This window comes from Gordonia sp. CPCC 205515, assembly GCF_048537925.1.
Taxonomy (GTDB): domain Bacteria; phylum Actinomycetota; class Actinomycetes; order Mycobacteriales; family Mycobacteriaceae; genus Gordonia.
On record NZ_JBCLVJ010000002.1, the window covers coordinates 817,439 to 841,967 of the forward strand.

Sequence of the window (24,529 nt, forward strand, 5' to 3'; positions counted from 1 at the left end):
GGTGAAACGGTTGCGTTGGGGTTGTGGTCTGGTTGTGGTGACGTCCTACTCTGGAACCGTGATCAGCGTGCTCGGCGGCCTTCGCGTCGTCAACGCACCAGCGGTGGCCGCCCCGGATGGTGGCGCACCGCTACGGCTGGAGCGCAAAGCGCGGGAACTGTTGACGCTGTTGGCCGTCCATGCGCCGTCGGTGATGTCGGTGCCGGAACTGACCCGGGTGTTGTGGGACGAACCCCCGGAGTCGGCGCCGAAAACCCTACGCGCCCACGTCTCTCGCATTCGTGCCGCACTGCGGGCAGCGGGAACCGGCGATACCGTCGTCACGGTGGGGACCGGATACCGTCTCGTTGCGGATCTCGATCTCGATCACGTGCGGGAACTGCGTCGGCGGGCACGCACCCTGGTGTCCACCCGGCCGGATGCGGCCGTGGAAACCCTTGCGGCCGCCCGAGAATTCTGGCGCGGCGACCCGGAACTGCCGGGCACCATCGCCGGGCAGGCCATGCTCGTCGGCTGGCAACGCGAGCACGCACAGCTCGTCCGCGAGCATCTCGGTGCGATGGCCGCCGGCTCCGATCCCGGTGCCGCCCTCGGCGAGCTCGCCGGCCTCACCGCTGCCGATCCCGCAGACGAATCCGCCTGGGTGGACTATGTTGTGGCACTGCATCGTTCGGGACGCCACGCCGAAGCCCTGGAAACCGTTGCGCGCGCCCGGCATGCGCTGGGGGAGGTCGGACTCGATCCCGGTCCCGCACTCCGGGCGGCGCAGGCACGGGTGCTGGAGCCGGAATCCGTGGCACCGACCGCTCATATCGACGACAGCCCACCGCAGTACACGCCCGACGGGCGGACTGCTTTTCTGACGGTGTCCACCTCCGGGCCGGACACGATCTTGCTCAACCCCGGCCTGCTCACCATCGACGGTCTGCTCGACGAACCCCACGTCAACCGTGCGCATCGACGGCTGGGATCGAGAGCACGGTTGGTATGCCTGGACCGGCGCGGCATCGGTCTGTCGGAACCACTCGACCACTCGTCGTCGCCGCTCGATCAGTGGGTCGACGACCTCACCCGCGTGGTCGCGGCGGCTGCGATGACTCGGCCGGTCATCGTCGCCAACTTCGACACCGGCCTGATCGCCCTCGAGTGTGCGGCACGGCAGCCCACGATGTTCTCCGGTCTGGTCCTGATCAACTGCTTCGCCCGCTATCGGCGTGGTGACGGATACCCACACGGCCTGGACGCGTCCACTGCGCGAGATCTGGTCGAGGATGCCGTGGACACCAACCGCCCCCACGGGATCGGGACGGCCGCCCTGGTGGCGCCGAACCTGGCCGGCGACCCGGATTTTCGGTCGTGGTGGGATCGCATCGGGCGCCGGGGTGCCGGACCCGGGACCGCACGCCAGATTCGCACTGCGGCGACCACCACAGATCTTCGCCCCCGATTGCCCGAGGTGACCGTGCCGGTGCTGCTGTTGTCCCGACGCTCCTGCACCAACGTGGACCCGGGACACAGCCGATACCTCGCCGAACACCTGCCGAACGCGACGTTGCGGCTTGCCGCCGGGGCGGATGCGGTGTGGTTCAGCGGCTCCGACGACATCGTCGACCACACCATCGACTTCATCCACTCGGTCACGACGACTCATCGATGACACAGTGATGTCATGAACGACGACAATTGGCTCGACGCATGCCTCGATACCGCCGACCGCTGCTGGGGCGGCATCGTCTCGATCTTGAGTGACCTCGACGACGAGCAGGCCAATCGGCGACTCGACTCGAGCGGGGCGAACTCGCCGTACGCCATCGGCCATCACTGCGTGGAGATGACCCGCTGGTGGCTCGGCACCTTCGGCTGCGGCCGCCGATTGCCGCGAGATCGCTCCGGCGAGTTCGAGGCGACCGGGTCGGTGCTCGAGTTGCTGGAACGAGTGGGGGAGGTGCGCGCGGACACTGCGCATTGGTCGAGAGAGATGCTGACTCACGGCATCGCCGACCGCGATGCCCGCGGCACCGCCGCCACGGTGGATCTGGCGACGGTGACCCCACAGTGGGTGCTGCTGCACGTGATTCACGACCTCGCACAGCACCTCGGTCAGTTGCAGATCAGCCGCGACGAACTGCTGCGCTGATCGGACGATAGCGTCGTGGCTACCCGTCGAGTTCGCGGGAGTCGCCGACCTCGACCAGCTCCATCCTTGTGCCGGTGAGGGATTCGGCACCGAGGAACATGTTGGAGGTCGCCTTGCCGACATCGCTGAGCATGACGTCATGAATGGCGATGGTGTAGGCCGGCGCCACCGCACGGACGTAGTCGATCGCCTGCTCGGTGGAGATCCACGGCCCGCTCACCGGCAACAGTAATGTCTGGACGGGCCGACCGGGATTCAGGTAGGCGTCACCGGGATGGAAGACGCTGCCGTCGATGAGGAATCCGACGTTGTCCACCAACGGGATCTCGGGGTGGATCACCGCGTGGTCGGTGGTGAACGCCTCGACGGTGAATCCGGCGATGTCCAGGGAATCGCCGGTGCCGACCGCATGCACCCGGTCGGCCACGGCGGCAAGTGCCGGGGCGATCGCGGCCGGACCGTACAGGTGCAGATCGGGGCGTGCGGTCATCGCCGAAACGATGGCGTCGGTGTCGAAGTGGTCGAAGTGCTCGTGGGTGATCAGCACCGCATCGGCTGCGGCGAGCAACTCGGCCGCGTTGGGCGTCAGGCTGCCGGGATCGAGGAGTAACGTGCGCCCGCCCTTTTCCAGGGTGACCGTGGCGTGCGTGTACTTGGTGAACTTCATAACCCCTCCGACAGTTCGGCGTTGAACGAAAGCACTTCGACCCTACGCTCCCGGCCGTCGTCGTATGGCATTGTTCCTGGCCGAGCTACTCCGTCCCGCCGACCACGACATAACGCGCCGAGACCGCTCCTGCCGACGAGGTGGCCACCGCGGTCACGACGGAGCCGTACGGCCCACGCCACTGCGAGTGTCGTCGTTCGAGTTCGGCCACGGGAAGCTCCATCGAGATGGTGTAGTCGTGCGCCTCTCGCTCGACCGGTGCGGCGATTCCGTTGACGAACACCTGCAGCAGTTCGGCATCGGTCGTCCCGGACATCTCGACCCGCGCGACCTCGTCGTGGACGCTCACTGATGCCTGCACTGTCAGATCGGGCGCCGGTCCCGTGGCACCACCCCCGAACCGGGCGAGTCCGGGCAGTTCCGGTGTCGACGGGGGAGCGACGCGTCGTCGCGAAATCTGTTCGTACGCCCAGCCATACGCGAGTAGTGCGTTGTCGGTATAGGCGCGGCCGGCGAACGTGAGGTTGACCGGCATGCCGATGTCGCGCATGGTGCCCATCGTGACGTTGACCGTCGGGATGCCGTAGTGGCGAATCATCGTGTTCCCGGTGGACACCCACACACCGTTGGCCATCGCCCGCTCATGCGAGGCGGGGTTGGTGTCCGCGTCGGCGGCACCGACGTCGAGGGCCGACGGGAACACCAGCGCGTCGAGACCGAGGTCGTCGAGCCACTCCTCGAAGTCCACGCGACGCAATTCTTCCAGGCCCCGAACTCCTTCGGCGAGATCGGGGATCTCCTCGAGCGGCATGATCCCGTGCGCCGCGCGCTCGGGATACTCGCTGATGTCGAGGTTGTAGCGGGCGTAGTAGCCGTGCAGCTCGTCCGGGATGGACCCCTCGGGGAGCGGGAAGATCTTGTCGCCGTCGACCTTTGCGAGACGATCGAGCGCCGGGTCACCGGTCGCCTGCAGGTAGTCGTCCCACGACCAGGCGGTCAGGTCCCACATCTCGGCGTCGAAGAACCCCTTCGGCAGGATGCCCCGGGCGTAGCCGTCCCGGGCGTCGGGCCGGTCGAGCTCGTAGTTGGTCAGCGCAGGGAAATCGACGTCGACGACCGTGGCGCCGGCCGCCTCCAGGTCGGCCCGCGCGCGCTGCCACAGCTCGATGACCGACGGCCGCGGGGTGATCGGCCAGCCCGCCTCGTCGTCGTCGCCGAGGATGATCCGGGGAACGCCGAACCGTTTGCCACGTAACGATTCCGGGTCGCGCAGGTGCTGGTAACTGTCCGGCCGTACCTCGGATGCGGCGGGCAGTGTCACCCACGGTTGGGTACGCCAGAAGTCGCCGCGGGTGTCGGCGTCGTCGGCCACCAGCACATCGAGCAGCGCCAGCAGATCGTCGACGGTGCGAGTCTGTGGCACAACGACATCCATCGTCGGGGTGAGTGGCCAGTTGCCGCGCACCGAGATCACCCCGCGCGACGGCGTGTACGCGACGAGCGCGTTGTTCGACGCCGGCGAGCGGCCACTCGACCAGGTCTCTTCACCGAGCCCGAAGGCCGCCATGCTCGCCGCCGTCGACACCCCCGACCCGTTCGACGAACCCGACAGGTATGCGGCCGCGAGATAGTCGCTGTTGTACGGGCTTTCGGCACGACCATAACAACCGCGCTGCATGCCACCGTTGGCCATCGGCGGCATGTTGGTCAGGCCCAGGCAGATCGCGCCGGCAGCGCGCAGGCGTTCGATGGCGAACGCATCCGAGCCCGCCACCAGGTCCGCGAACGCCGGTGAGCCGGAGGCCACGGTCAGTCCCTGCACGCGGTAGCTGTCCTTGGCGGTGTAGGGGATGCCGTCGAACGGCCCGAGTGACTCGCCGCGGGCACGGCGTTCGTCGGAGGCGCGCGCTTCGTCGAACATCGCCGGGTTGAGGACGGGGACAGCGTTGAGCGTCAGGCCGTGCCGGTCGTAGTGGGCGATCCGATTCAGGTAGGCGGCAACGAGTTCCACGCTGGTGACGCGGCCGTCGGCCAATGCCGCAGTCAACTCGGCGATCGATGCCTCGACCAAGGGCGGCGTCTGGCGCTGGGTCGGGGTGGTGGTCATGCCCGGCTCCCCACGGCTGGCTGCTGCTGGGTGATGCAGTGGATGCCGCCCCCGCGCGCGAGGATCTCCCGGGCGTCGATGGTCACGACCCGTCGGCCGGGGTACACCTCGGCGAGGATCTCGGCGGCCCGCGCGTCGGCGGCCGGTTCGCCGTACCCGCAGGCGATGACGCCGCCGTTGACGACGAGATGGTTGATGTAGCTGTAGTCGACGAAGCCCTCGGAATCGCGGATGGTGTCCGGGGCGGGGAGGTCGACGATGTTCCAGCTGCGGCCGGCGGCGTCGGTGGTGCCGGCGAAGAACTCACGCAGCTCGCGGGTGACGAGATGGTCGGGGTGCTCGGGATTGGGCTGATGGTGGATCAGCAGGGTGCCGGGGGAGGGGATCGTCGCGACCATGTCGACGTGGCCGCGGGTGCCGAAGCGTTCGTAGTCGCGGGTGAGTCCGCGGGGGACCCAGATGACCTTGCGGGCGCCGATGGTGCGCGCCAGTTCCGCCTCGACGGTTTCGCGGGTGGCGTACGGGTTGCGGTAGGGGTCGAGCTGGACGGTTTCGGTCACCAGCACGGTGCCCTCACCGTCGACGTGGATGGCGCCGCCTTCCTGCACGAGCATCGAGCTGATCACCGGCACGCCGGCGTGGGCGGCAACGAACCGACCGATCCGCCGGTCGTTGTCCCACTCGGCCCACTCCTGAGCGCCCCAGCCGTTGAACGTCCATGAAACCGCGGCGATCTCACCCTCGTCGTTGGTGACGAAGCTGGGCCCGATGTCACGCATCCAGGCGTCATCGAGGTCGGCCTCGACGATCTCCACCGCGCTCGCCAGCATGGTGCGGGCGCGGGCGGCCTCGGTCGGGTCGACGACGACGGTGACCGGCTCGAACTCGACGACGGTGTTGGCGACCTGGCTCCACGCCGCGTAGGCGGTCTCGGCGTCGGCGGCGCTCTCGGCGAGGGTGGTGTTCTTACGCGGAAAGGCCATCCACACGCGCTCGTGCGGGGCGGTCTCGGCGGGCATTTTCCAGGACATCGGCGAACCTCTCGTTATTGATCGCTCAATCAATAGAAGTGACACTAGGTCGTCGAAGCCGGCGGGTCAAGGGTTTCGAGGAAATTATTGACCAATTGATCAAAAGCTATTGACCGTGTGATCAAGAGCGCGCATGATCGCTGTCACACACCCGGGAATCAACGCTCGGTTGCCGTTGAAGAGGAGCACCGCCTTGACCACTGACCCCACCGACCGCATCGGTCACGTCGAAGAGGCCGGCGTCGACTATCTGCCGGAACGCAAACGTGATTCGAGCCCGCGCAACCTGTTCGCCGTGTTCACCGGAGGCAACTTCGGTTGGACCTGCGCGGTGTACGGCTGGGTGGCGATCCAGTTCGGCCTCGACTTCTGGGGAGCGGCGGCGTCCACGATCCTCGGCACGCTCATCGGCACCCTGGTGGTGCTCCCGCTCGTCGGCATCTCACCGCGCACGGGGACGAACATGACCGTCTCGAGTGGCGCGTTCTTCGGCATCCGGGGCCGGCTCATCGGATCGGGACTTTCGCTGATCATCGCGATCGTGTTCGCCGCGGTCACGGTGTGGACCAGCGGCGACGCCCTGGTCGCCGCGGCGCATCGCCTGGTCGGACTGCCGCAGAACGACGCCACGCTGGCCACCGGATACGCGCTGGTGTCGGTGCTGGTCGTGGTGGTCGCCCTGTTCGGGCACGCGACCATCGTCGCGATGCAGAAGTTCATCATCCCGATCGCCGGAGTGGTCCTTGTGCTCGGCTTCGTCGCCTTCGGCGGCAGCTTCGACCCGCATTTCACCACGGGCGAGTACGCCGTCGGCAGTTACTGGCCGACCTTCATCCTGTCGATGGTGCTCGCGACCGCCGGTCCCATCTCCTACGCCCCGATCATCGGTGACTACACCCGACGCATCTCGATCCAGCGCTACTCCGACGCCTCGATCCGCTGGGCCTTGTTTGCCGCCCTGATGCTCGGCACGCTGTTGCCGGCGATCCTCGGCGCGTTCGCCGGATCCGCGATGTCGGTGAACACCGGCGAATTCATGAGCGACCTCGTGGCGTCGTCGCCGTTCTGGTACCTGCTACCGATCCTGCTCGTGTCGGTCTTCGGCGGCTTCGGCCAGGGCGTGATGTGCATCTACGCCACCGGCCTCGACCTCGAGACCTTCTTCCCGCGCCTGCGGCGCGTGCACACCACGGCGCTCGCGGCCGCAGTCTCGGTGGCGTTGCTCTACGTCGGTGTCTTCGTCGTCAACGCCGTCGACGCGATCACCTCGGCGACCGTCATCCTCAACGCATTCACCACCCCGTGGGCGATCGTGCTCGTCATCGGTGCCCTGCGCACCCGCTTCTACGATCCGTACGACCTGCAGGCGTTCGCCCAGGGCCGCCGCGGTGGACGGTACTGGTTCAGTGCGGGCTGGAATCGGGCCGCGGTGACGGCATGGATCGTCGGATCGATCGTCGGACTGCTCGGGGTGCATACCGATCTCTACTCCGGTCCGCTGGCGAACATCCTCGGTGGCATCGACCCGAGCGCGATCGGATCCGGTCTGGCGGCCGCGATCGTCTACCTTCGCTTCGTGATGTTTTCGCGCAACCACGTCGACGTGTCCGACGCTCCGGTGCTCGTCGACCTGGAGACGGCAGGCGCGGTATGAGTCGAGTTGTGGCATGAGCAAGGCAAGCGGTGGCGTACGCACCCGCAAGTCGGCGGAGGAGCGGGCCGAGGAGATCCGGTCGTCCGCGCGCGACCTCGCGCTGGCCGAAGGACTGCCCGCGCTGACGCTGCGTGCGGTCGCCGCGCGTATCGGCGTTGCCTCCGCGCTCGTGGCCCACTATGAGCCGAGTATGGAAGAGCTTGTGGCGCGAACCTTTTCGTCGATCACCATTGCGGAGGTCGACGAGATCACCACGCTCGTCGCAGACGCGGAGACCGCCACCGACAAGCTGCGGCAGCTGATCGCGACCCTGCTCGAACCCGCCCGCGACGACGTGACGACGGTGTGGGCCGACGCCTTCAGCCTCGGCCGCACCAACGAGCCCCTGGCCGCGGCGGTGCGCGCGGTGATGGACCGCTGGCAGCTACTCGTGGCCGGCATCATCGACGAGGGCGTCGACGGCGGTGAGTTCACCACCGATGTTGCCGCCGACGTCGCCTGGCAGTTCCTCGGCATGATCGACGGCGTCAACTCCCACGCGCTCGTGCATTACGCCGGCGCCCCCGATCGCGGGCGACTCGTCTGCCGCGCGATGGAGAACGAGTTGGGGCTCGAGCGCGGCACCCTGCAGTGACCTGACACCGGTGCGGGTACGTGCCGATCGTGCGCACACCCAGACCGGCACATAGATTCGTGCCATGCAGATCGCGCAGCCGTCCACGGTGCCACGACGACGGATCGGGATCGTCGTCTTCGACGGCGTCAAGATTCTCGACTTCTCCGGGCCGGCCGAGGTGTTCGTCGAAGCCAATCAGTTCGGCGGCGACTATGAGGTCGTGGTCATGTCGCCGACCGGCGGTGACGTGACGACCTCGGTCGGGGTGCGGGTGAGCACACAACCGGTGACCGGCTCCGGCCGATTCGACACGGTCCTGGTCGCCGGCAGCGAGATCGCTCCGCCACTGTTCGTGACGCCCGAACTCGTGGCCGCCGTCGGCGACCTCGCCACCCGCACCCGTCGGCTGGCGTCGGTGTGCACCGGCTCTTTCGTGCTCGCCGCCGCGGGTCTGCTCGATGGGCGGACGGCCACGACCCACTGGAAGTTCACCGCCGATCTCGCGCACCGCTATCCCGAGATCCGGGTCGATGCCGACGCCATCTACGTCCGGGACGGCAGTGTGTACAGTTCCGCCGGGGTGGTTGCCGGGATCGACCTGAGTCTTGCGTTGCTCGAGGAGGACCACGGCGCCGAGGTCGCACGCCGGACCGCGCAGGGGTTGCTCGTGTACATGCAGCGCGGCGGCGGGCAGTCCCAGTTCTCCGCTTCGCTGACCGGTCCCGCTCCCCGAACCAGGTTGGTACGCAAGGCAACTGACCACATTGACGGCAACCTGCAGGAGCCGCATTCGGTGTCGGGCATCGCTGCACATGTGAATGTCAGTGCGCGACAACTGACCCGACTGTTCCGTGACGAACTCGGTACCACTCCGGCAGGGTATGTCGCCGACGCCCGCTTCGAACGCGCCCGCGACACCTTGCACGCCGGATTCACGGTCGCCGAGGCGGCCCAGGCCGCAGGCTATGGCAGTGCGGAGGTGATGCGCCGGGCGTTCGTCGCACGCATCGGCATCTCGCCGCGCAAATACCAGCAGCGGTTCTCCTCGACCCGAGCCGTCGCCGTGTGACCCGGCCGGGCGTGGATGTCCCAAATGGGGGTGTTCCTGGCGCACTGAGTGGGACCACGACGGCATCGCGGTCCGCAGAATGATGGTGTAGGCCAACCGGTTACCACCGCAGCGAGGAGCGACATGCCCACCATCACCACTGCCGACGGCGTCGAGATCTTCTACAAGGACTGGGGGTCGGGCCAACCGATCGTGTTCAGTCACGGCTGGCCCCTGTCGTCCGACGACTGGGACGCGCAGATGATGTTCTTCCTGCAGCACGGCTACCGCGTCGTCGCCCATGACCGACGTGGCCACGGCCGATCGGCACAGGTCGCCGACGGACACGACATGGATCATTACGCCGACGATCTCGCGGCCGTCGTCGAACACCTCGACCTGACCGACGCGATCCACGTCGGCCACTCGACCGGTGGCGGCGAGGTGGTGCACTATCTCGCCCGGCACGGGCAGGACCGCGCGGCCAAAGCGGTGCTGATCAGTTCGGTGCCGCCGATCATGGTGCAGACCGATGCGAATCCCGACGGCATCCCGAAGGAGGCCTTCGACGACATCCAAGTGCAGGTGGCCACCCGCCGCTCCGACTTCTTCCGGACCTTCGCCGAAGGACCCTTCTACGGCTACAACCGGGACGGCGCCGAGCCGTCGGAAGGCGTCATCGCCAACTGGTGGCGGCAGGGCATGATGGGTGGCGCCAAGGCACACCACGACGGCGTGGTCGCGTTCTCGCAGACCGACTTCACCGACGACCTGAAGAAGGTGACCATTCCGTCGCTCGTGCTGCACGGGGAAGATGACCAGGTGGTGCCGTACCAGAACACCGGAGTGCGCTCGGCCGAGTTGCTGCCGAACAGCACGCTGAAGACCTACCCCGGTTTCCCGCACGGCATGCCCACCACCGAAGCCGCCACCATCAACGCCGACCTGCTCGAGTTCTTCCGGGCCTGAACGAAGGAGTCTGGCGGACGCGGTTCCGCATAGACTTCCCGCGTGACCAGCAGTGCGTTCAGCAAACTACGCCAGTTGGTGCCGCCCCCGAACCACGGTGCGTCGCCCGACTGGGCCGAGGTCGCCGAACACCTGTCATTCACGCCGCCCGAGGACTACCGACGCATCGTCGAAGCCTACGGCGCCGGACTGTTCGCCGGCGAGGTCGCCGTCTGGGTGCCCGGTGGCCGGGGCGGCGAGGATCTGTTCGACAACACCGCGCCCGCATACCGGGAACTACTGGACTCGCGGGACTGGGTCGCAGACGGTGGATGGCAGTGGATCGAGTCCGACGGTCGGCGACAGCCGGTCGACCTCGGACCCGACCCACTCGCCTTCGGTGCGTGGGGAGGCGGCTCGAGTGGGGCCTATGGATATTGGCATCAGGTCGGCGGCGATCCTGATGACTGGCCGGTGCTCTACACCGATCTCGCGTCGCTGTGGCTGTATCACCGGGGCGGTGTCGCCGCGTTCATCGTCGATCTGCTCACCGGCAGGTTCGACACCGAACTCGTCGATCCGGCCGTTCCCGACAGCCGGGTCTTCGAGCCGCTGACGAAGTCATAGGTCGCGCTGGCAGGCGGCCAATTGTGAGGCCGATGCCCCACGCGGCGGAGGATGATTTCCGCCAACACTGAGGGCATGAACACGCACACCCCACGACAGGCGGTCTCCGCACTCCGCGCGCACCGCACCCTCGACGACGACAACGGCGATCGTTTCGCCGGCTACGGCATCATGGGTATCCCGTTCTCCTCGGGTCACTACCTCGCCCTACGCGATATGGTCGCGAGTTCGGTGGGTCCGCCCTATCGAAGCATCTGGCATCGAGACCCGCAGAGCCAGTGGACCATTCACACATCGGTCGATCCTGATCGGAGTTGTCCGCGATACTTCGGCGCCGGAGCCGTCGTCGATCGGCAACCGATCGACGTCTCCTGGACCGGGGATCACGAGTTCGAGGTGACCCTCGGCGACACCATCCGCTGGCGCCTCGTCCTCACGCCATCACCCGCCACCCGGCTGATGAGCTCGATGGGGAGCGCGCTGCCCGCCGCAGCCTGGGACGACAACGCACTGCTGAAGTCGATGGGCCCGATGGCGAGCACGCTGCTCGGTGCCGGACGGATTCGGTTGTGCGGCACAACGCCTAACAGCCAGTGGTTCCAGGCTCAACCCAGAGTGGTGTATCGGGTGGCGTCAAGCACCGCGACCATCGGCGGCATTGACATCGGCACCCCGGCCGGTCTGCACCGCCAAATCCGGCTCGGCGACTTGTGGCTCCCGCAACGAGGCGTCTTCTTTGTGGGCACAGCACGTTTCACGCCTGACTGGGCGGCAGCCACCGGGAAGACTGCACGTCGCGAACCGGCGGTGACCCGATGAGCACCGCCGAGCGCACCGAGCACACCGCGGCCACCCGGAACACCGCGAGGGCGGCCGCACTCGGCTACGGGATCTGCACCTACGTGCTGTTCCTGGTGGTTTTCCTCTGGGCCATCGCATTTGTCGAGAACGCCCACATCGTCGTCGGTGGCGTCGACCTGGTGCCGCGGACCATCGACGATGGTGGTCCCGTCACGTCGGTCTGGGTGGCGATCCTGGTGAACCTCGTGCTGCTGACCGTGTTCGCGGTACAGCACAGCGTGATGGCCCGCGCCGGATTCAAGCGATGGTGGACTCGCATCGTGCCGCAACCGGTCGAGCGGAGCACCTTCGTGCTGGCGGCCACTGTCTGTCTCGCCGCGTTGATGTGGTGGTGGCATCCGATCACCGCCAGCGTCTGGGAGGTGCCGGGCGACGTGGCGCGCGCAGTGTTGATCGCGATCTCCCTCGGCGGATGGTTGCTGGTGCTCGCGTCGACCTTCCTCATCGATCACTTCGACCTGTTCGGGCTCCGTCAGGTCGTGGCCAACGCACGCCGACGCACGCTTCCGGCGTACCGGTTCGTCACCCCACTCTGGTACGGGCTGGTGCGACATCCGATCTATCTCGGCTTCCTGATCGCGTTCTGGGTGGCGCCGACAATGACCGTCGGACATCTGCTGTTCGCCGTCGCCACCCCGGGTTTCATCCTCATCGGCATCCAACTCGAGGAACGTGACCTGATGCGGGCATTCGGCGATGACTACGCGGCCTACCGGCGGCGGGTGCCCATGTTGGTGCCGGGTCTGCGCCGCCATGGCTGACGACGGCTCGGCGCGCGACAATGAGACGGTGACGTCCGGGCGATCCCCGCTACCACGACGCGTCGAGGTCCTCGCCGGGTTGTCGGTGGCGATCGACCTCGGGCTCGGCCAACCGGCCGAACACATGCTGCGCGCCGCCGTCATCGCGTGCCGGCTGTCCGACCGGATCGGGCTCACCGCCGCCCAGCGCGCCACCGTCTACTACACGACCCTGGTGATGTGGATCGGCTGCCACGCGGATTCCCAGGAATACACGCGCTGGTTCGGCGACGACATCGCGGTCCGGCGCGACCTCTACCTGATAGACCAGTCCGGCTTGCCGCTGCTGCGGTTCCTCGTCGGCAACGTCGCCCGCGGCGAGCCCATCGGTCGGCGCGCCAAGACGATGGCATCCCTGTTCCGCGACGCGCGCGGTCAGTTGCGGGCACTGGTTCACTCGCATTGTCTGTCGGCGGCGGCCCTGGCGCGGCACATCGGCTTTGGTGCGGATGTCGAGCACGCAATCGGCTTCGCTTTTGAACGGTACGACGGTGACGGGCTACCCGACGGTGTACCGGGTCCGGCGATACCGATCGAGATGCGGGTCGCCCAGCTCGCCGACATGATCGAGGTGCACCAGCGGATGTATGGGCTCGAGGGTGCGGTCGCCATGGCGCGCAGCCGACGAGGCGGTCATTTCGACCCGGCCCTCGTCGACGTGTTCGCGGCCGCACCCGACCAGCTGTTCCCGGGCGTCGAGGCAGATCCGTGGGAACAAGCCATCGCTCTTGCCCCAGACGCCGAGATCCGACTCGATAGCGGAGGACTGGACCGGACACTGACCGCCATCGGCGACTTCGCCGATCTCAAATGTCCATTCGCGCTGGGGCATTCGCGCAATGTCGCGACCCTCGCCGAGTCCGCGGCCGGGCGACTCGGGCTGCCGCCTGCCGACCGTGAGTACCTGCGGTGGGCGGGGCATCTGCACGACGTCGGCCGGATCGGCATCTCTAACCAGGTGTGGTCGAAAGCCGGTGACCTGACCGGCGCCGAATGGGAACGAGTCCGGATGCACCCGTACTTCACCGACCGTGTGCTGAAACGCATTTCGGGACTGGAACGGGTAGCGGCCATCGCCCGCACCCACCACGAGCATCTCGACGGTTCCGGCTACCCGCTCGGGATCGGGGGCGCCGCGCTCGGACGCCCGGAGCGGGTGCTCGCCGCGGCGACCGCCTACCAGTCGGCCCTCGAGCCCCGGCCGTACCGCGAGCCGATGTCGCCCGACGACGCTGCGGCGCGGCTGACGAAACGCGCCGACGACGGTGCTCTCGATCCCGAATGCGTCGAAGCGGTTCTGCTGGCCGCCGGTCACATTCGCGCGCGGACCCACCGGACCGATGCGTTGACCCCGCGGGAGATCGAGATCCTCGGTCTCGTCGCACGGGGGATGTCGAACCGGCGGATCGCGGAACGACTTGTGTTGAGCGAGAAGACCGTACGCAACCACGTGGAACGGACATACACCAAGATCGGGGTATCCAACCGGGTGGGTGCGAGTCTGTATGCACTGCAGAACGGCCTGGTCGACGTCGACTGAGCACCACCAAGGGATCAGGGCGACAGCAACGGCAGCGCTGCGAATGGGTGATCCTGCCACAGCATCCGCGACCCCTGCTCCGGATACCGGGTGACTACCGCAACGGCGTCGAAGACCTGGGTCAGCTCTGCCTCCACATCAAAGGCGGGCCATCCCGGGTCCCCGTGCGCCGCAAAGGCCGTCCACGCTGCACCCATCCGTGCGCTCAGCTCGGTGACGGCCGGCGGGATGGGATCGCCGATCAGCATGGCCGGCCGCCCGGCGTCGAGGTTGCCGAACACCAGGGGCACGTCGAATCCGTGGCAGGCGCCGAGCACACCTCCCATTCCCGGTGCGTCCATTGTCAGCTCGTACAGGAACGCGCGTCCGCCACCGGCGATCTGCGCGTCCGCCAGATGTCGGCTCGGCATGCGAAACAGCCAGTCCTCGTTGACCAATTCGTACAGTTCCTCGTCCGACGCCGCGGGGAACGACTCTCGGAAGCGCTGTGGCCCGTCGGATCCGGGCGCGAGTACCCGCAAGGCGCTGTCCGTCTGCGCCGCGGTGACCTCGCCAAGCACGCCGTCGAGCAGACTGAACAGCCGATGCTCGTCACGGGTGTGCCCGACAAGCAGATCGATGTCGCGGCCGCGCCCCTGCGACAACGCTTCCCACGGTGTCATCGGTAGTACATCGCCGTCGACGATGGGCGCCAACGGAATCGGCCGGTGGGTGATCTGACCCCACTGCGCACTATGAGCGGCCATGGCGGCCGAGACTGCCTCGCCGGCGGCCACCAGATCCATCGGAGGTACCTGGGTCAGATCGGATACCGTTGGGCGTTTGTTCAATTCGTCGGCGAAGGCGGTCGCGATGTCGGCCGCCAGTTCTGGTGTCAGAAAGGTGCCGGGGACGCTCTGGGCTATCGCCCGCCGAAACAGACCGGATGCACGTGGCGTCGCCAGCAGTGCGGCCACCGACCCGCCGCCCGCCGACTGCCCGAACACGGTGACGCGGTCCGGGTCGCCGCCGAATGACCGGATGTTTTCCTGCACCCAGGCCAACGCGGCCACCTGATCGAGGAGTCCACGGTTGGCCGGCGCGCCCTCGATCCACCCGAACCCCTCGAAGCCGAGCCGATAATTCACCGTCACGACCACGACGTCGTGTCCGGTGAGGTGCCCGCCGTCGTACTCAGGGAATCCGGAACCCCCGACGACGTACGCGCCACCGGGCAGCCACACCATCACCGGCAGCATCGACCGCCGATCGAGGGCGGGGGTCCAGACGTTGAGGGTCAGCCAATCGGTCGCATCGGCGTCGATGTCCGTGTCCACGAAGCTGACCGGCTGTGGGGGAGGCGGGCCGAACTCGGTGGCCGGGCGGACGCCATCCCACCGTGACACCGGCTCGGGCGCGCGAAATCGGTGCTCGCCGACGGGCGGCTCGGCAAAACGGATTCCGCGGAACACGGCGAGTGGGCCGGACCAGGTGCCCGCAAGGCTGCCGCCGGCGGTGCGAACCACCGGATCGTGTTCATGACGATCAGGCGAGGAGTTCACGACCATGTGCGCCAACCTATTGCACTGTTGCAGAGGTGGGAACTGATTTTGCCGGTCGTGGCAACTCGACACGTTGGGTCAAAAGCGTTGACTCGATCTGCCGTGCCAGTACTGTGGTGAGTGTCACACAGCCCGGAGGGAACGCCATGGCAGCCGCCGATATGAAGGAACTCCATCGCAGCGTCGAGGTGCTGCGGCACCACATCGCGACGTTGAAATCGCAGTACGGGGATGTCGATGCCGTGCGCCGCATGACCAACGATCTCGACCGACTCGAGATCGATCTGCACGACTTCGAACACGCGCCACCACCACTCCGCAAGGTCAAGCTGCCGAACGACGAAGTGGTCTACGTTCCCGACAGCAAATCAGACGAGGCCGCGTGGCTCGGTGCGCAAGATGAAGGGCTGGGCTTTCATTCGCGTGAGCGCACCAAGTGAGTGCCCCCGCTTCTGAGCGGCGGGAGAGCACCGGGGTCTTTTCTCCGGGTCGGGCGCGGATTGCCGCGCGCACCCTTCGGGTGGACAGGTGGTGGTTGCAGCCGCTGCTGACTGCACTCGGTCTGTCGGCGTTCATCATCTATGCGACGGTGCGGTCGTTCGTCCGCAGCGCTTATTGGGTGGCGGATTATCACTACCTGACGCCGTTCTATTCGCCGTGTCTGAGTGATTCGTGCGTCCCGGGATCGAGTCATTTCGGTACGCCGTTCCCCGAACTCCCGATGTGGATACCACTCGGGTTCGTCGTGCTGCCGTTCCTGCTGGGATTCCGCCTGACCTGCTACTACTACCGCAAGGCCTACTACCGCTCGTTCTGGTTCTCGCCGCCGGCCTGCGCGGTGGCCGAACCCCACGGTCGGTACACGGGAGAGACCCGCCTGCCGCTGATCATCCAGAACGCGCACCGGTACTTCTTCTATGTCGCCGTGATCGTTTCGTTGATCAACACCTACGACGCCATCACCGCGTTCCACGGTAAGGACGGCGGGTTCGGCTTCGGACTGGGCAACGTGATCCTGGTGGTGAACGTAGTGCTGCTGTGGACCTACACGGTCTCCTGTCACTCCTGCCGGCACGTCACCGGTGGCCGCCTCAAGCACTTCTCGGCCCATCCGGTCCGGTACTGGATCTGGACCCAGGTCTCCAAGCTCAACACCCGGCACATGCTGTTCGCCTGGATAACGCTCGGCACGCTGGTACTCACCGACTTCTACATCATGCTGGTGGCCAGTAACACGATCTCCGACCTGCGATTCGTCGGCTGATTCGATCAATTACACAGTGGGGGTTGCTACTACATGACCGAACCGGAACGCCACAAGTACGACGTCGTGGTCATCGGTGCGGGCGGAGCCGGTCTGCGGGCCGTCATCGAGGCCCGCGAAAAGGGCTATTCGGTCGCGGTGGTGTGCAAGTCGCTGTTCGGCAAGGCACACACCGTGATGGCCGAGGGCGGTTGTGCCGCATCGATGGGCAACGCCAACTCGAAAGACAACTGGCAGACGCACTTCCAGGACACCATGCGCGGTGGCAAGTTCCTCAACAACTGGCGCATGGCCGAACTGCACGCCAAGGAGGCGCCGGACCGGGTCTGGGAGCTGGAAACCTATGGCGCGCTGTTCGATCGAACCGAGGACGGCCGAATTGCCCAGCGCAACTTCGGTGGCCACACCTATCCGCGGCTCGCGCACGTCGGTGACCGGACGGGCCTGGAACTGATCCGAACCATGCAGCAGAAGATCGTCTCGCTGCAGCAAGAGGATCACGCCGAGACCGGTGATTACGAATCACGGATCAAGGTGTTCGCCGAATGCACCATCACCGAACTCCTCAAGGACGGTGATGCGATCTCCGGTGCCTTCGGTTACTGGCGCGAGTCCGGACGGTTCGTCCTGTTCGAGGCGCCGGCCGTGGTGCTCGCGACCGGCGGTATCGGCAAGTCGTTCAAGGTCACGTCGAACTCCTGGGAGTACACCGGCGACGGACATGCCCTCGCGCTGCGCGCCGGAGCCAGCCTGATCAACATGGAGTTCATCCAGTTCCATCCGACCGGCATGGTGTGGCCGCCCAGCGTCAAGGGCATCTTGGTGACCGAGGGCGTGCGCGGTGACGGTGGCGTTCTGAAGAACACCGAGGGCAAGCGGTTCATGTTCGACTACATTCCGCCGGTGTTCAAGGGACAGTACGCCGAGTCGGAGGAAGAGGCCGACAAATGGCTCGCCGACAACGACAGCGCCCGCCGCACACCGGATCTCCTGCCGCGCGACGAGGTGGCGCGGGCCATCAACGAAGAGGTCAAGGCCGGCCGCGGCACCGAACACGGCGGTGTGTACCTCGACATCGCCTCACGCATGCCGGCCGACGAGATCATCCGCCGGCTGCCGTCCATGCATCACCAGTTCAAAGAACTTGCCGACGTGGACATCACGGCCGAACCCATGGAAGTCGGACCCACCTGCCACTACGTGATGGGAGGCATCGAGGTCGACCCGGACACCGGTGCCTCACGCGTGCCCGGCCTGTTCGCGGCCGGCGAATGTTCCGGCGGGATGCACGGCTCGAATCGCTTGGGCGGCAACTCGTTGTCCGACCTCCTGGTGTTCGGGCGGCGTGCCGGCCTCGGTGCGGCATCGTACGTCGAATCGCTGGCCAACCGGCCCCAGGTCTCCCCGGACGACGTCGACCGGGCCGCGGCATTCGCGTTGGCGCCCTTCGACCCACCGACCGAAGGCAAGCCGGAGAATCCGTACACCCTGCACATGGAACTGCAGCAGTTCATGAACGACCTGGTGGGCATCATCCGCAAGGAGGCGGAGGTGAGCGAGGCGATCGGTGATCTCGAGGAGATGCGCCGCCGGATGCCCGGCATGCAGGTGGAAGGACATCGACAGTTCAACCCGGGCTGGCATCTGGCTGTCGATCTGCGAAACATGCTGTTGGTCTGCGAATGTGTGGCCAAGGCGGCTTTGCTGCGCACCGAGAGCCGCGGCGGTCACACCCGTGACGACCACCCCGACATGGACCCCAACTGGCGCAACACCCTGCTCGTCTGCACCGCCGACGTCGGTGACGATTCACCGGTACCGGAGGTCACCGTCGTCAAGGAGGACCAGGTGCCGATGCGCCCGGATCTGTTGGAGCTGTTCGATTTCTCCGAGATCGAGAAGTACTACACGGCCGGTGAGATCGCCGGTCATCCAGACGCCGGGGGGACCAAGGAGAACTGATATGGGCTACGACGCGAAGTTCCGGGTGTGGCGAGGTGACGTCGAGGGTGGTGACCTCCAGGACTTCACCGTCCTCGCCAACGACGGCGAGGTGGTACTCGACATCATCCACCGACTGCAGCAAACCCAGGCACCCGACCTTGCGGTGCGCTGGAACTGCAAGGCAGGCAAGTGTGGATCGTGTTCCGCGGAGGTGAACGGCCGCCCAAAGCTGTTGTGCATGACCAGAATGTCGACGTTCACCGAGGACGAGGTCATCACGGTGACCCCGATGCGCACGTTCCCGGTGATCCGCGACCTGGTCACCGACGTCTCCTTCAACTACGCGAAAGCCCGTGAAGTGCAGTCGTTCACGCCGCCCGAGGGGCTGAAGCCGGGCGAGTACCGGATGAAACAGGTTGACGTGCAACGGTCGCAGGAGTTCCGCAAGTGCATTGAGTGCTTCCTTTGCCAGGACACCTGCCATGTCGTCCGCGACCACGAGGAGAACAAGCAGAACTTCTCTGGACCTCGCTTCTTGATGCGTGTAGCCGAGCTCGATATGCATCCCCTTGATGTGGCCGAACGACGTGACTCGGCACGCTCCGAACACGGGCTGGGCTTGTGCAATATCACCAAGTGCTGCACCGAGGTGTGCCCGGAGCACATCAAGATCACCGACAACGCACTGATCCCGATGAAAGAACGCGTGGTGGATCGCCACTACGACCCGCTGGTGTGGTTGGGGAACAAGCTCTTCCGCCGTCAGTGACACCGCCAGCCGCGCTTTCCCACCGCTCCCTGAGCAGCCCGCGAGGCGCCAGCCGCGCTTTCCCACCGCTCCCTGAGCAGCACGCGAGGCGCCAGCCGAGCGAGCGTGTCGAAGGGCCGCGAAACTCAGTCCACATACTCGCTCATCGACGAGAGACGTGCGTCGACCGGAACGATCTGCGTGCGTGGACGATCCGACATACCCCAGTGGACAGTTGTCCCCGCGATGAGCGTCGCATGGGGGACAACGAGTTCTCGGTACTGTGCTCGGTGCGATGAGATCGTCATCGATTCGACGAAGTGCCGATCCGTTGAATTATCCGGGGCGTCGAGCACGAGATCACGATCGCCCGGCAGATGCACCGTGGTCCGACGCATCAGCGGCGACCCCAGCGCCCATTCCGGCCGACCCGGACAATGCGGGTAGATGCCCAGTGCACCGAGCACATACCACGCAGCCATCTCCCCGTTGTCCTCGTCACCCGGGAATCCCTCCGGCGAGTACATGGTCTCCAGTACTCGCCGAACCTCGGTTTGGGTTCGCCACGGTCGCCCCGCCGCAAGATAGAGGAACAGCGCGTTGTGTACCGGCTGATTGGAATGAGCGTACTGGCCATGGTTCGCGGCGGCCATCTCGGTCATCTCGTGGATTTCGTGACCGTAGGAACCGACAGCGAAGTACGGGGGAGTGGCCAGCATGTCGTCGAGCTTGGCGGCCAGCGCCGCGCTGCCGCCGAACAGGCGACCCAGTCCCGCCGGATCATGCGGCACCGCCCACGAACTCTGCCACGCACCGCCCTCGCAGTACGGTCCACCCCACTCGAACTCGTCGAAGGGTTCGCGCCAGGTGCCGTCCGGTCCGCGGGCCCGCATGAATCCGACGGCAGGGTCGAAGACGTTGCGGTAGTTGGTGGCTCGCCGCAACATCCGATCGCGGGTGGTGTCGTCGCCGAGACGGTCGGCGACGACACTGATGGCCCAATCGTCGTAGGCGTAATCGAGGGTCTCGGCCACCCACGTACCGGAGGTGCGACAGCCGTGATGCAGGTACTCCTCGATGCCGCGACGGCCTGCGCCGCCGGGAGCATTCTCGCCGGCCGGTCCGTCGGCGTGCCGGAGCATCATCCGGTATGCGGCATCGACGTCGAAACCGTTGACGCCCTTGACCAGTGCGTCAGCCACGATGGCATCGAGATGCGTACCTGGCATCGATACCCGATGCCCCGGCGACGGCCACTGTGGCAGCCACCCGCTCTCCTGTCCGGCATGAACGAACCCCTGGAGCACCTGTCCGACAAACGCCGGGTCAAGCAACGTGAGCAGTGGAAACTGGGTGCGGTACGTGTCCCACGTGCCGGTGTCGGCGTAGAGCACCCCCGGATGCACTTCTCCGTCGTAGGGGCTGTAGTGGATCGTGCGGTTCTGCGCGTCCATCTCATGCAGGACACGCGGAAAGAGCTTGGTGCGGTAGAGGCACGACGCGAAGGTGGCGATGGTCGCGGTCGGATCCGAGGCGCCGTCGTCGACGGGCTCCACCTCGATCTGATCGAGCGCCGTGTCCCAGAGGTGCGCAGCGTCGGCGGCCACCGCCTCGAGATCACGCCCACCCACCTCGCGTTTGAGAGTGATCCGCGCCTGCGCCTCGCCGATGAACGACGTCGCGATCCGCATCGTCACAACCCGTGCACCCGGACCGAGTTCGGCGACCAGACCCAGACCTTCGTCGGTGCGCGGAGTCTGCGCGGGCCCGAGGGCGTCGTCGTGGAACGTCGCCCAGTCGACGATGTCGTGATCGAGCACCGCCACGAAGTGCTGGGCGAAGCCGTCAGGCACGCCCCCGGAATTGCCGCGGGTGAACCCGACGATCGTCCGGCGGTCCGGCTCAACACGCAGATGAGTCTCACCACAGGTGGATTCGACGATGATCCGGTGCTGGGTGTCGGTGGGGAAGCGAAAACGCATGACCGCACACCGCGACGTGGGTGCCACATCGATGTCGATGCCGCGGGCCGCCAGCCGTAGTGACATCGAGTCCGGTGACACCGTGGAGTGGTCGCGTCGCCAGATTGTCGCACGACGGCTGGCGGACAAAAGGCGTCGTCCCGACTGCGGCAGTATCGCGAACGATCCGTAGTCGCCCATCCATGGACTTGGCTGGTGGGTACACCGCACGCCTTGCAGCTTCGGGTTGCGGGGGCTGAACATCCAGCCGCCGTGCCGCTGGGTCTGAAGTGTCCAGTGCGCCATGCCGAATGGCACCGCGACGATGGGCAGCGTGTTTCCGGTCGACAGCTCCGGGATGCTGTCGGTCCCCTGGAAGACGTTGACGTGGGTGCGCAGGCTCATGGTCCGAGCAATAGCACATCGTGGTCGGTAGTTGAGAGTTTCGGGGCGCGATCGGCAGTACGCTCGAGGCATGGACATCATCCCAGAGGTCATCGAACTCGAGTCGGTCGAACTCGCCGTGGTGCGCAAAACCGTGGTGATGGAACAGATTCCGAACTTCTACGACGAGGCATTTCCGCTTCTCTTGTCGGCGATCGAGCAGTCGGAGCGTGAAGTGGCCGGTCCCGCATACGGATTGACATTCTCCATGCCGACTCAGACCGCCGACGGAATGGCGATGGACATGGGGGCGGCGTTCCCCGTCGATGCAGCTTTCCCCGACACCGATTCGGTGGTCGGGATGCGAACTCCTGGAGGCAAGGTCGCCCGCCATGTGCACCGCGGTAGTTACGACCTGCTTCCTGAGGTGTACGCGGCTGTGTTCGCCTGGATCGGCGAGCAGGGTCTGACACCGGGGGAGTTCGCCTGGGAGGTCTACGTGACCGAGCCGACACCCGACGCCGACCCGGACTCCATGGTCACCGAGGTCGTCGTTCCCGTGACCTGATCGCGGCACCGGTCGGCTCGCTCGCTGAGCCTCGCCCCTTCCGCTCGCGCTCCCCAACCCGGCCCCCTTCCGCCCCCAACCGCTCCCTGAGCAGCCCGCGAGGCGCCAGCCGCCCTTCGTCGCGCTCGCAAGCTCGCTTGCTCAGGACCCGCGAGCGTGTCGAAGGGCAACGCGAGAAAACAAACTTGTCAGACCCCCGGGGTATGTTCTCGGTAGCAGGAAGAAGACAACGAACGAAGCGCCGCGACCCCAGGTTTGAGGGGTCGCATCAGAGATGAATGTGGGTGTCCTGCAGCCATGTCCGCATCTCTGAAAGGTCGCTCGCGTGTCGACAGCAGCTGGTTCACCCGACGCGCCGTTGTGGCGTGGGTTGCCGGCTGCTTTCCTCGGCGGAATCGATCCCGCCGACGCCGATGAGGCCCCGATCAACGACCTCCTACTCGGCATGACCGACCTCGACCGCGGCCACTCCTACCTCGCCTACTGCGACTACCGGACGGCGCAGGTCGTCTACGACCGTTACGTCGCCCCGCGTGAGGACACCGACGGGTTCGTCGTCGACGGCTTCGCCGACGCAGCGACGCGGATCGCGCAGACGCGGGCGATGACTCGCCACCAGGCCGAAGTGCTGTTGAACGAGGCGGTGGTGTTGCGGGACCGCCTGCCCGATGTGTTCGAGTGCCTCGGCGACGGGGTGATCTCTCAGCGTCAGGCTCAGCAGATCATCACTGACACCGATCTGATCGACGGCGAATCCTATGCCCCCGAGGTCGATGCGGAGATCGCTCGACGGTTACGCAAGGGCACGTTCTCCACCAAGGCTCTGCGGAACATGGTGGACCGCATCATCTTCCGGCACGATCCGGATGCGGTGCGCGAACGCCGCAAGGACGCCATCGACAAGCGTGGCGTCTGGGTGGAGAACCGCCGCGATGGCACCGCCGAGTTGACCGCGGTGATGTCGGCGGAGAACGCGCGTCTGGCGTATGCCAGTCTCGCGGCGACCCCCGCGGCGAAAGTGTGTGAGCACGATGGACGCACCACGCCGCAGCGGGAGTCGGATCTGGAGTTCGCGTTGTTGACCGGCGGCGATTTCGCGTGTGAGTGCGGGCGCGACGATTGCGCGGTCACCGTACTGACTCTCGACGACGCTGCCACCGACGGCATCGAAGACGCTCGGTCGAAGGCGCTGGTGCCGATCGCCCCGAAGTTCGTCATCCACGTCGTCTGCGACGAAGCCACCCTCAACGGGACCGCGAACAATCCCGGCTACCTCGACGGTCACGGCGTGATCGACGACGAGCACGTCCGCGAGCTCGCCGCTCGCCCGGATGCGCGGATCGCACCGCTGATTCCGCCGGGCACGCCGATGAACCCGGACGGCACTTTCACGCGGCCCGGATCACTGGCGTCGGATCCGTACCGGCCGACCACCTCGCTCGACGCGTTCATCCGCATCCGCCACGGCGTGTGCAGCGAACCCGGCTGCACCAAGAGCGCCTGGGAGTGCGATGCCGAGCATGTGGAGGAGTTCGACCACGACAACCCCAGCGCCGGCGGACAGACCACCTCGGACAACATGAACCCAAAATGCCGGCCCTGGCACCTGCTCAAGACGTTCTCGGGGTGGCTCGACGACCAGTGGCGCGACGAGAACGACCAGTTGCGCACGGAGACAGTCACTCCCGAGGGTTTTGTCATCCCGGGTGAGGCCGAGACCATGGAAGAACTCTTCCCCGGGCTGCGCCGCATCCGCTACACCGCCCCACCCCAGGCCCCACCGGCCTCCGACGCCCCGAATCAGGAACGCCCGACACGCACCCGCAGTCGGACGGCGAACAAACATGCCCGACGGCGGGCGGAGAGGAGTCGGAACCGGAAGCGACATAACGAAGGACCCGAGGCGCCGTTCTGAGGTCGCGCTCGGTCCAGCGTCGGGGCTCTCCTTGATGTCCGCTAAGCGCGATTTACGATCTTTTTACCGATTGGCCACGTGCGCGCGATATCGGCACACCTAGAGTCAGGGCTGCGTACACCGTTAGTGCGCATTCATCACTCATGTGAAACAGGCTATGTGCCAGTG

Annotated in this window: 21 protein-coding genes; 16 read left to right on the forward strand and 5 right to left on the reverse strand. The window is 66.4% G+C overall.

The window, feature by feature from the left end; all coding sequences use genetic code 11:
• Positions 1-58: 58 nt before the first annotated feature.
• Both AAFP30_RS04130 and AAFP30_RS04135 read left to right on the forward strand, forming a co-directional pair.
• The gene (locus AAFP30_RS04130; RefSeq protein WP_419228542.1) at positions 59-1,657 is read left to right on the forward strand and encodes a BTAD domain-containing putative transcriptional regulator; all 1,599 of its coding nucleotides are present in this window, start codon (positions 59-61) and stop codon (positions 1,655-1,657) included.
• A gap of 12 nt (positions 1,658-1,669) precedes the next feature.
• Positions 1,670-2,137, forward strand: a complete 468-nt coding sequence (locus AAFP30_RS04135) for a DUF664 domain-containing protein (RefSeq protein WP_419228543.1) — start codon at positions 1,670-1,672, stop codon at positions 2,135-2,137.
• A 19-nt stretch (positions 2,138-2,156) separates the two neighbouring features.
• Here the strand turns inward: AAFP30_RS04135 and AAFP30_RS04140 are convergent, their stop codons facing one another.
• The 3 genes from AAFP30_RS04140 to AAFP30_RS04150 form a co-directional block, all read right to left on the reverse strand.
• Positions 2,157-2,804: an MBL fold metallo-hydrolase gene (locus tag AAFP30_RS04140; RefSeq protein WP_419228544.1), complete on the reverse strand. Its 648-nt coding sequence runs from the start codon at positions 2,802-2,804 to the stop codon at positions 2,157-2,159.
• 85 nt (positions 2,805-2,889) lie between these two features.
• Positions 2,890-4,911, reverse strand: coding sequence for an amidase (locus tag AAFP30_RS04145; RefSeq protein WP_419228545.1), 2,022 nt, complete (start codon positions 4,909-4,911; stop codon positions 2,890-2,892).
• Complete coding sequence (locus AAFP30_RS04150) at positions 4,908-5,942, reverse strand: agmatine deiminase family protein (protein WP_419228546.1); 1,035 nt, start codon at positions 5,940-5,942, stop codon at positions 4,908-4,910. The genes AAFP30_RS04145 and AAFP30_RS04150 overlap by 4 nt, the downstream gene beginning before the upstream one ends.
• Positions 5,943-6,135: 193 nt before the next feature.
• Here AAFP30_RS04150 and AAFP30_RS04155 point away from each other — a divergent pair, with 193 nt between their 5' ends.
• The 8 genes from AAFP30_RS04155 to AAFP30_RS04190 all read left to right on the forward strand — a co-directional run bounded on the left by AAFP30_RS04155 (position 6,136) and on the right by AAFP30_RS04190 (position 14,036).
• Positions 6,136-7,596 carry a purine-cytosine permease family protein gene (locus tag AAFP30_RS04155; RefSeq protein WP_419228547.1) on the forward strand — a complete coding sequence of 487 codons (1,461 nt, stop codon included), beginning with the start codon at positions 6,136-6,138 and terminating at the stop codon, positions 7,594-7,596.
• Positions 7,597-7,609: 13 nt separating this feature from the next.
• The gene (locus AAFP30_RS04160) at positions 7,610-8,230 is read left to right on the forward strand and encodes a TetR/AcrR family transcriptional regulator (protein WP_419228548.1); all 621 of its coding nucleotides are present in this window, start codon (positions 7,610-7,612) and stop codon (positions 8,228-8,230) included.
• 64 nt (positions 8,231-8,294) lie between these two features.
• Positions 8,295-9,281, forward strand: a complete 987-nt coding sequence (locus tag AAFP30_RS04165) for a GlxA family transcriptional regulator (protein WP_419228549.1) — start codon at positions 8,295-8,297, stop codon at positions 9,279-9,281.
• 123 nt (positions 9,282-9,404) lie between these two features.
• On the forward strand, positions 9,405-10,229 hold the full coding sequence (locus AAFP30_RS04170; protein WP_419228550.1) for an alpha/beta fold hydrolase: 825 nt from the start codon (positions 9,405-9,407) through the stop codon (positions 10,227-10,229).
• 42 nt (positions 10,230-10,271) lie between these two features.
• Positions 10,272-10,835, forward strand: coding sequence for a hypothetical protein (locus AAFP30_RS04175; protein ID WP_419228551.1), 564 nt, complete (start codon positions 10,272-10,274; stop codon positions 10,833-10,835).
• Between the two features lie 75 nt (positions 10,836-10,910).
• Positions 10,911-11,654, forward strand: a complete 744-nt coding sequence (locus tag AAFP30_RS04180) for a hypothetical protein (RefSeq protein ID WP_419228552.1) — start codon at positions 10,911-10,913, stop codon at positions 11,652-11,654.
• A complete protein-coding gene (mddA, locus tag AAFP30_RS04185) occupies positions 11,651-12,457 on the forward strand; it encodes a methanethiol S-methyltransferase (protein WP_419228553.1) in 807 nt (268 codons plus the stop codon). The genes AAFP30_RS04180 and mddA overlap by 4 nt, the downstream gene beginning before the upstream one ends.
• Positions 12,450-14,036 (forward strand): HD domain-containing phosphohydrolase, encoded by a 1,587-nt coding sequence (locus tag AAFP30_RS04190; protein ID WP_419228554.1) that lies wholly within the window; start codon positions 12,450-12,452, stop codon positions 14,034-14,036. Before mddA ends, AAFP30_RS04190 begins: the two co-directional genes overlap by 8 nt.
• Positions 14,037-14,050: 14 nt before the next feature.
• Here the strand turns inward: AAFP30_RS04190 and AAFP30_RS04195 are convergent, their stop codons facing one another.
• Positions 14,051-15,583 carry a carboxylesterase/lipase family protein gene (locus tag AAFP30_RS04195; RefSeq protein ID WP_419228555.1) on the reverse strand — a complete coding sequence of 511 codons (1,533 nt, stop codon included), beginning with the start codon at positions 15,581-15,583 and terminating at the stop codon, positions 14,051-14,053.
• A gap of 140 nt (positions 15,584-15,723) precedes the next feature.
• Between AAFP30_RS04195 and AAFP30_RS04200 the strand changes: the two genes are divergently transcribed.
• Genes AAFP30_RS04200 through AAFP30_RS04215 form a run of 4 tightly spaced genes read left to right on the forward strand, consistent with a single transcriptional unit; the run spans position 15,724 to position 19,554 of the window.
• Positions 15,724-16,017 (forward strand): hypothetical protein, encoded by a 294-nt coding sequence (locus AAFP30_RS04200; RefSeq protein ID WP_419228675.1) that lies wholly within the window; start codon positions 15,724-15,726, stop codon positions 16,015-16,017.
• Positions 16,014-16,841 (forward strand): hypothetical protein, encoded by an 828-nt coding sequence (locus AAFP30_RS04205; protein WP_419228556.1) that lies wholly within the window; start codon positions 16,014-16,016, stop codon positions 16,839-16,841. Before AAFP30_RS04200 ends, AAFP30_RS04205 begins: the two co-directional genes overlap by 4 nt.
• Before the next feature lie 33 nt (positions 16,842-16,874).
• Complete coding sequence (locus AAFP30_RS04210; protein ID WP_419228557.1) at positions 16,875-18,803, forward strand: fumarate reductase/succinate dehydrogenase flavoprotein subunit; 1,929 nt, start codon at positions 16,875-16,877, stop codon at positions 18,801-18,803.
• Position 18,804: 1 nt separating this feature from the next.
• On the forward strand, positions 18,805-19,554 hold the full coding sequence (locus AAFP30_RS04215; RefSeq protein WP_419228558.1) for a succinate dehydrogenase/fumarate reductase iron-sulfur subunit: 750 nt from the start codon (positions 18,805-18,807) through the stop codon (positions 19,552-19,554).
• 125 nt (positions 19,555-19,679) lie between these two features.
• Here the strand turns inward: AAFP30_RS04215 and AAFP30_RS04220 are convergent, their stop codons facing one another.
• Positions 19,680-21,899, reverse strand: a complete 2,220-nt coding sequence (locus AAFP30_RS04220) for a GH92 family glycosyl hydrolase (RefSeq protein ID WP_419228559.1) — start codon at positions 21,897-21,899, stop codon at positions 19,680-19,682.
• Positions 21,900-21,969: 70 nt separating this feature from the next.
• Between AAFP30_RS04220 and AAFP30_RS04225 the strand changes: the two genes are divergently transcribed.
• Positions 21,970-22,446 (forward strand): GyrI-like domain-containing protein, encoded by a 477-nt coding sequence (locus AAFP30_RS04225; RefSeq protein ID WP_419228560.1) that lies wholly within the window; start codon positions 21,970-21,972, stop codon positions 22,444-22,446.
• Between the two features lie 325 nt (positions 22,447-22,771).
• Positions 22,772-24,361 (forward strand): DUF222 domain-containing protein, encoded by a 1,590-nt coding sequence (locus AAFP30_RS04230; RefSeq protein ID WP_419228561.1) that lies wholly within the window; start codon positions 22,772-22,774, stop codon positions 24,359-24,361.
• Positions 24,362-24,529: the final 168 nt, after the last annotated feature.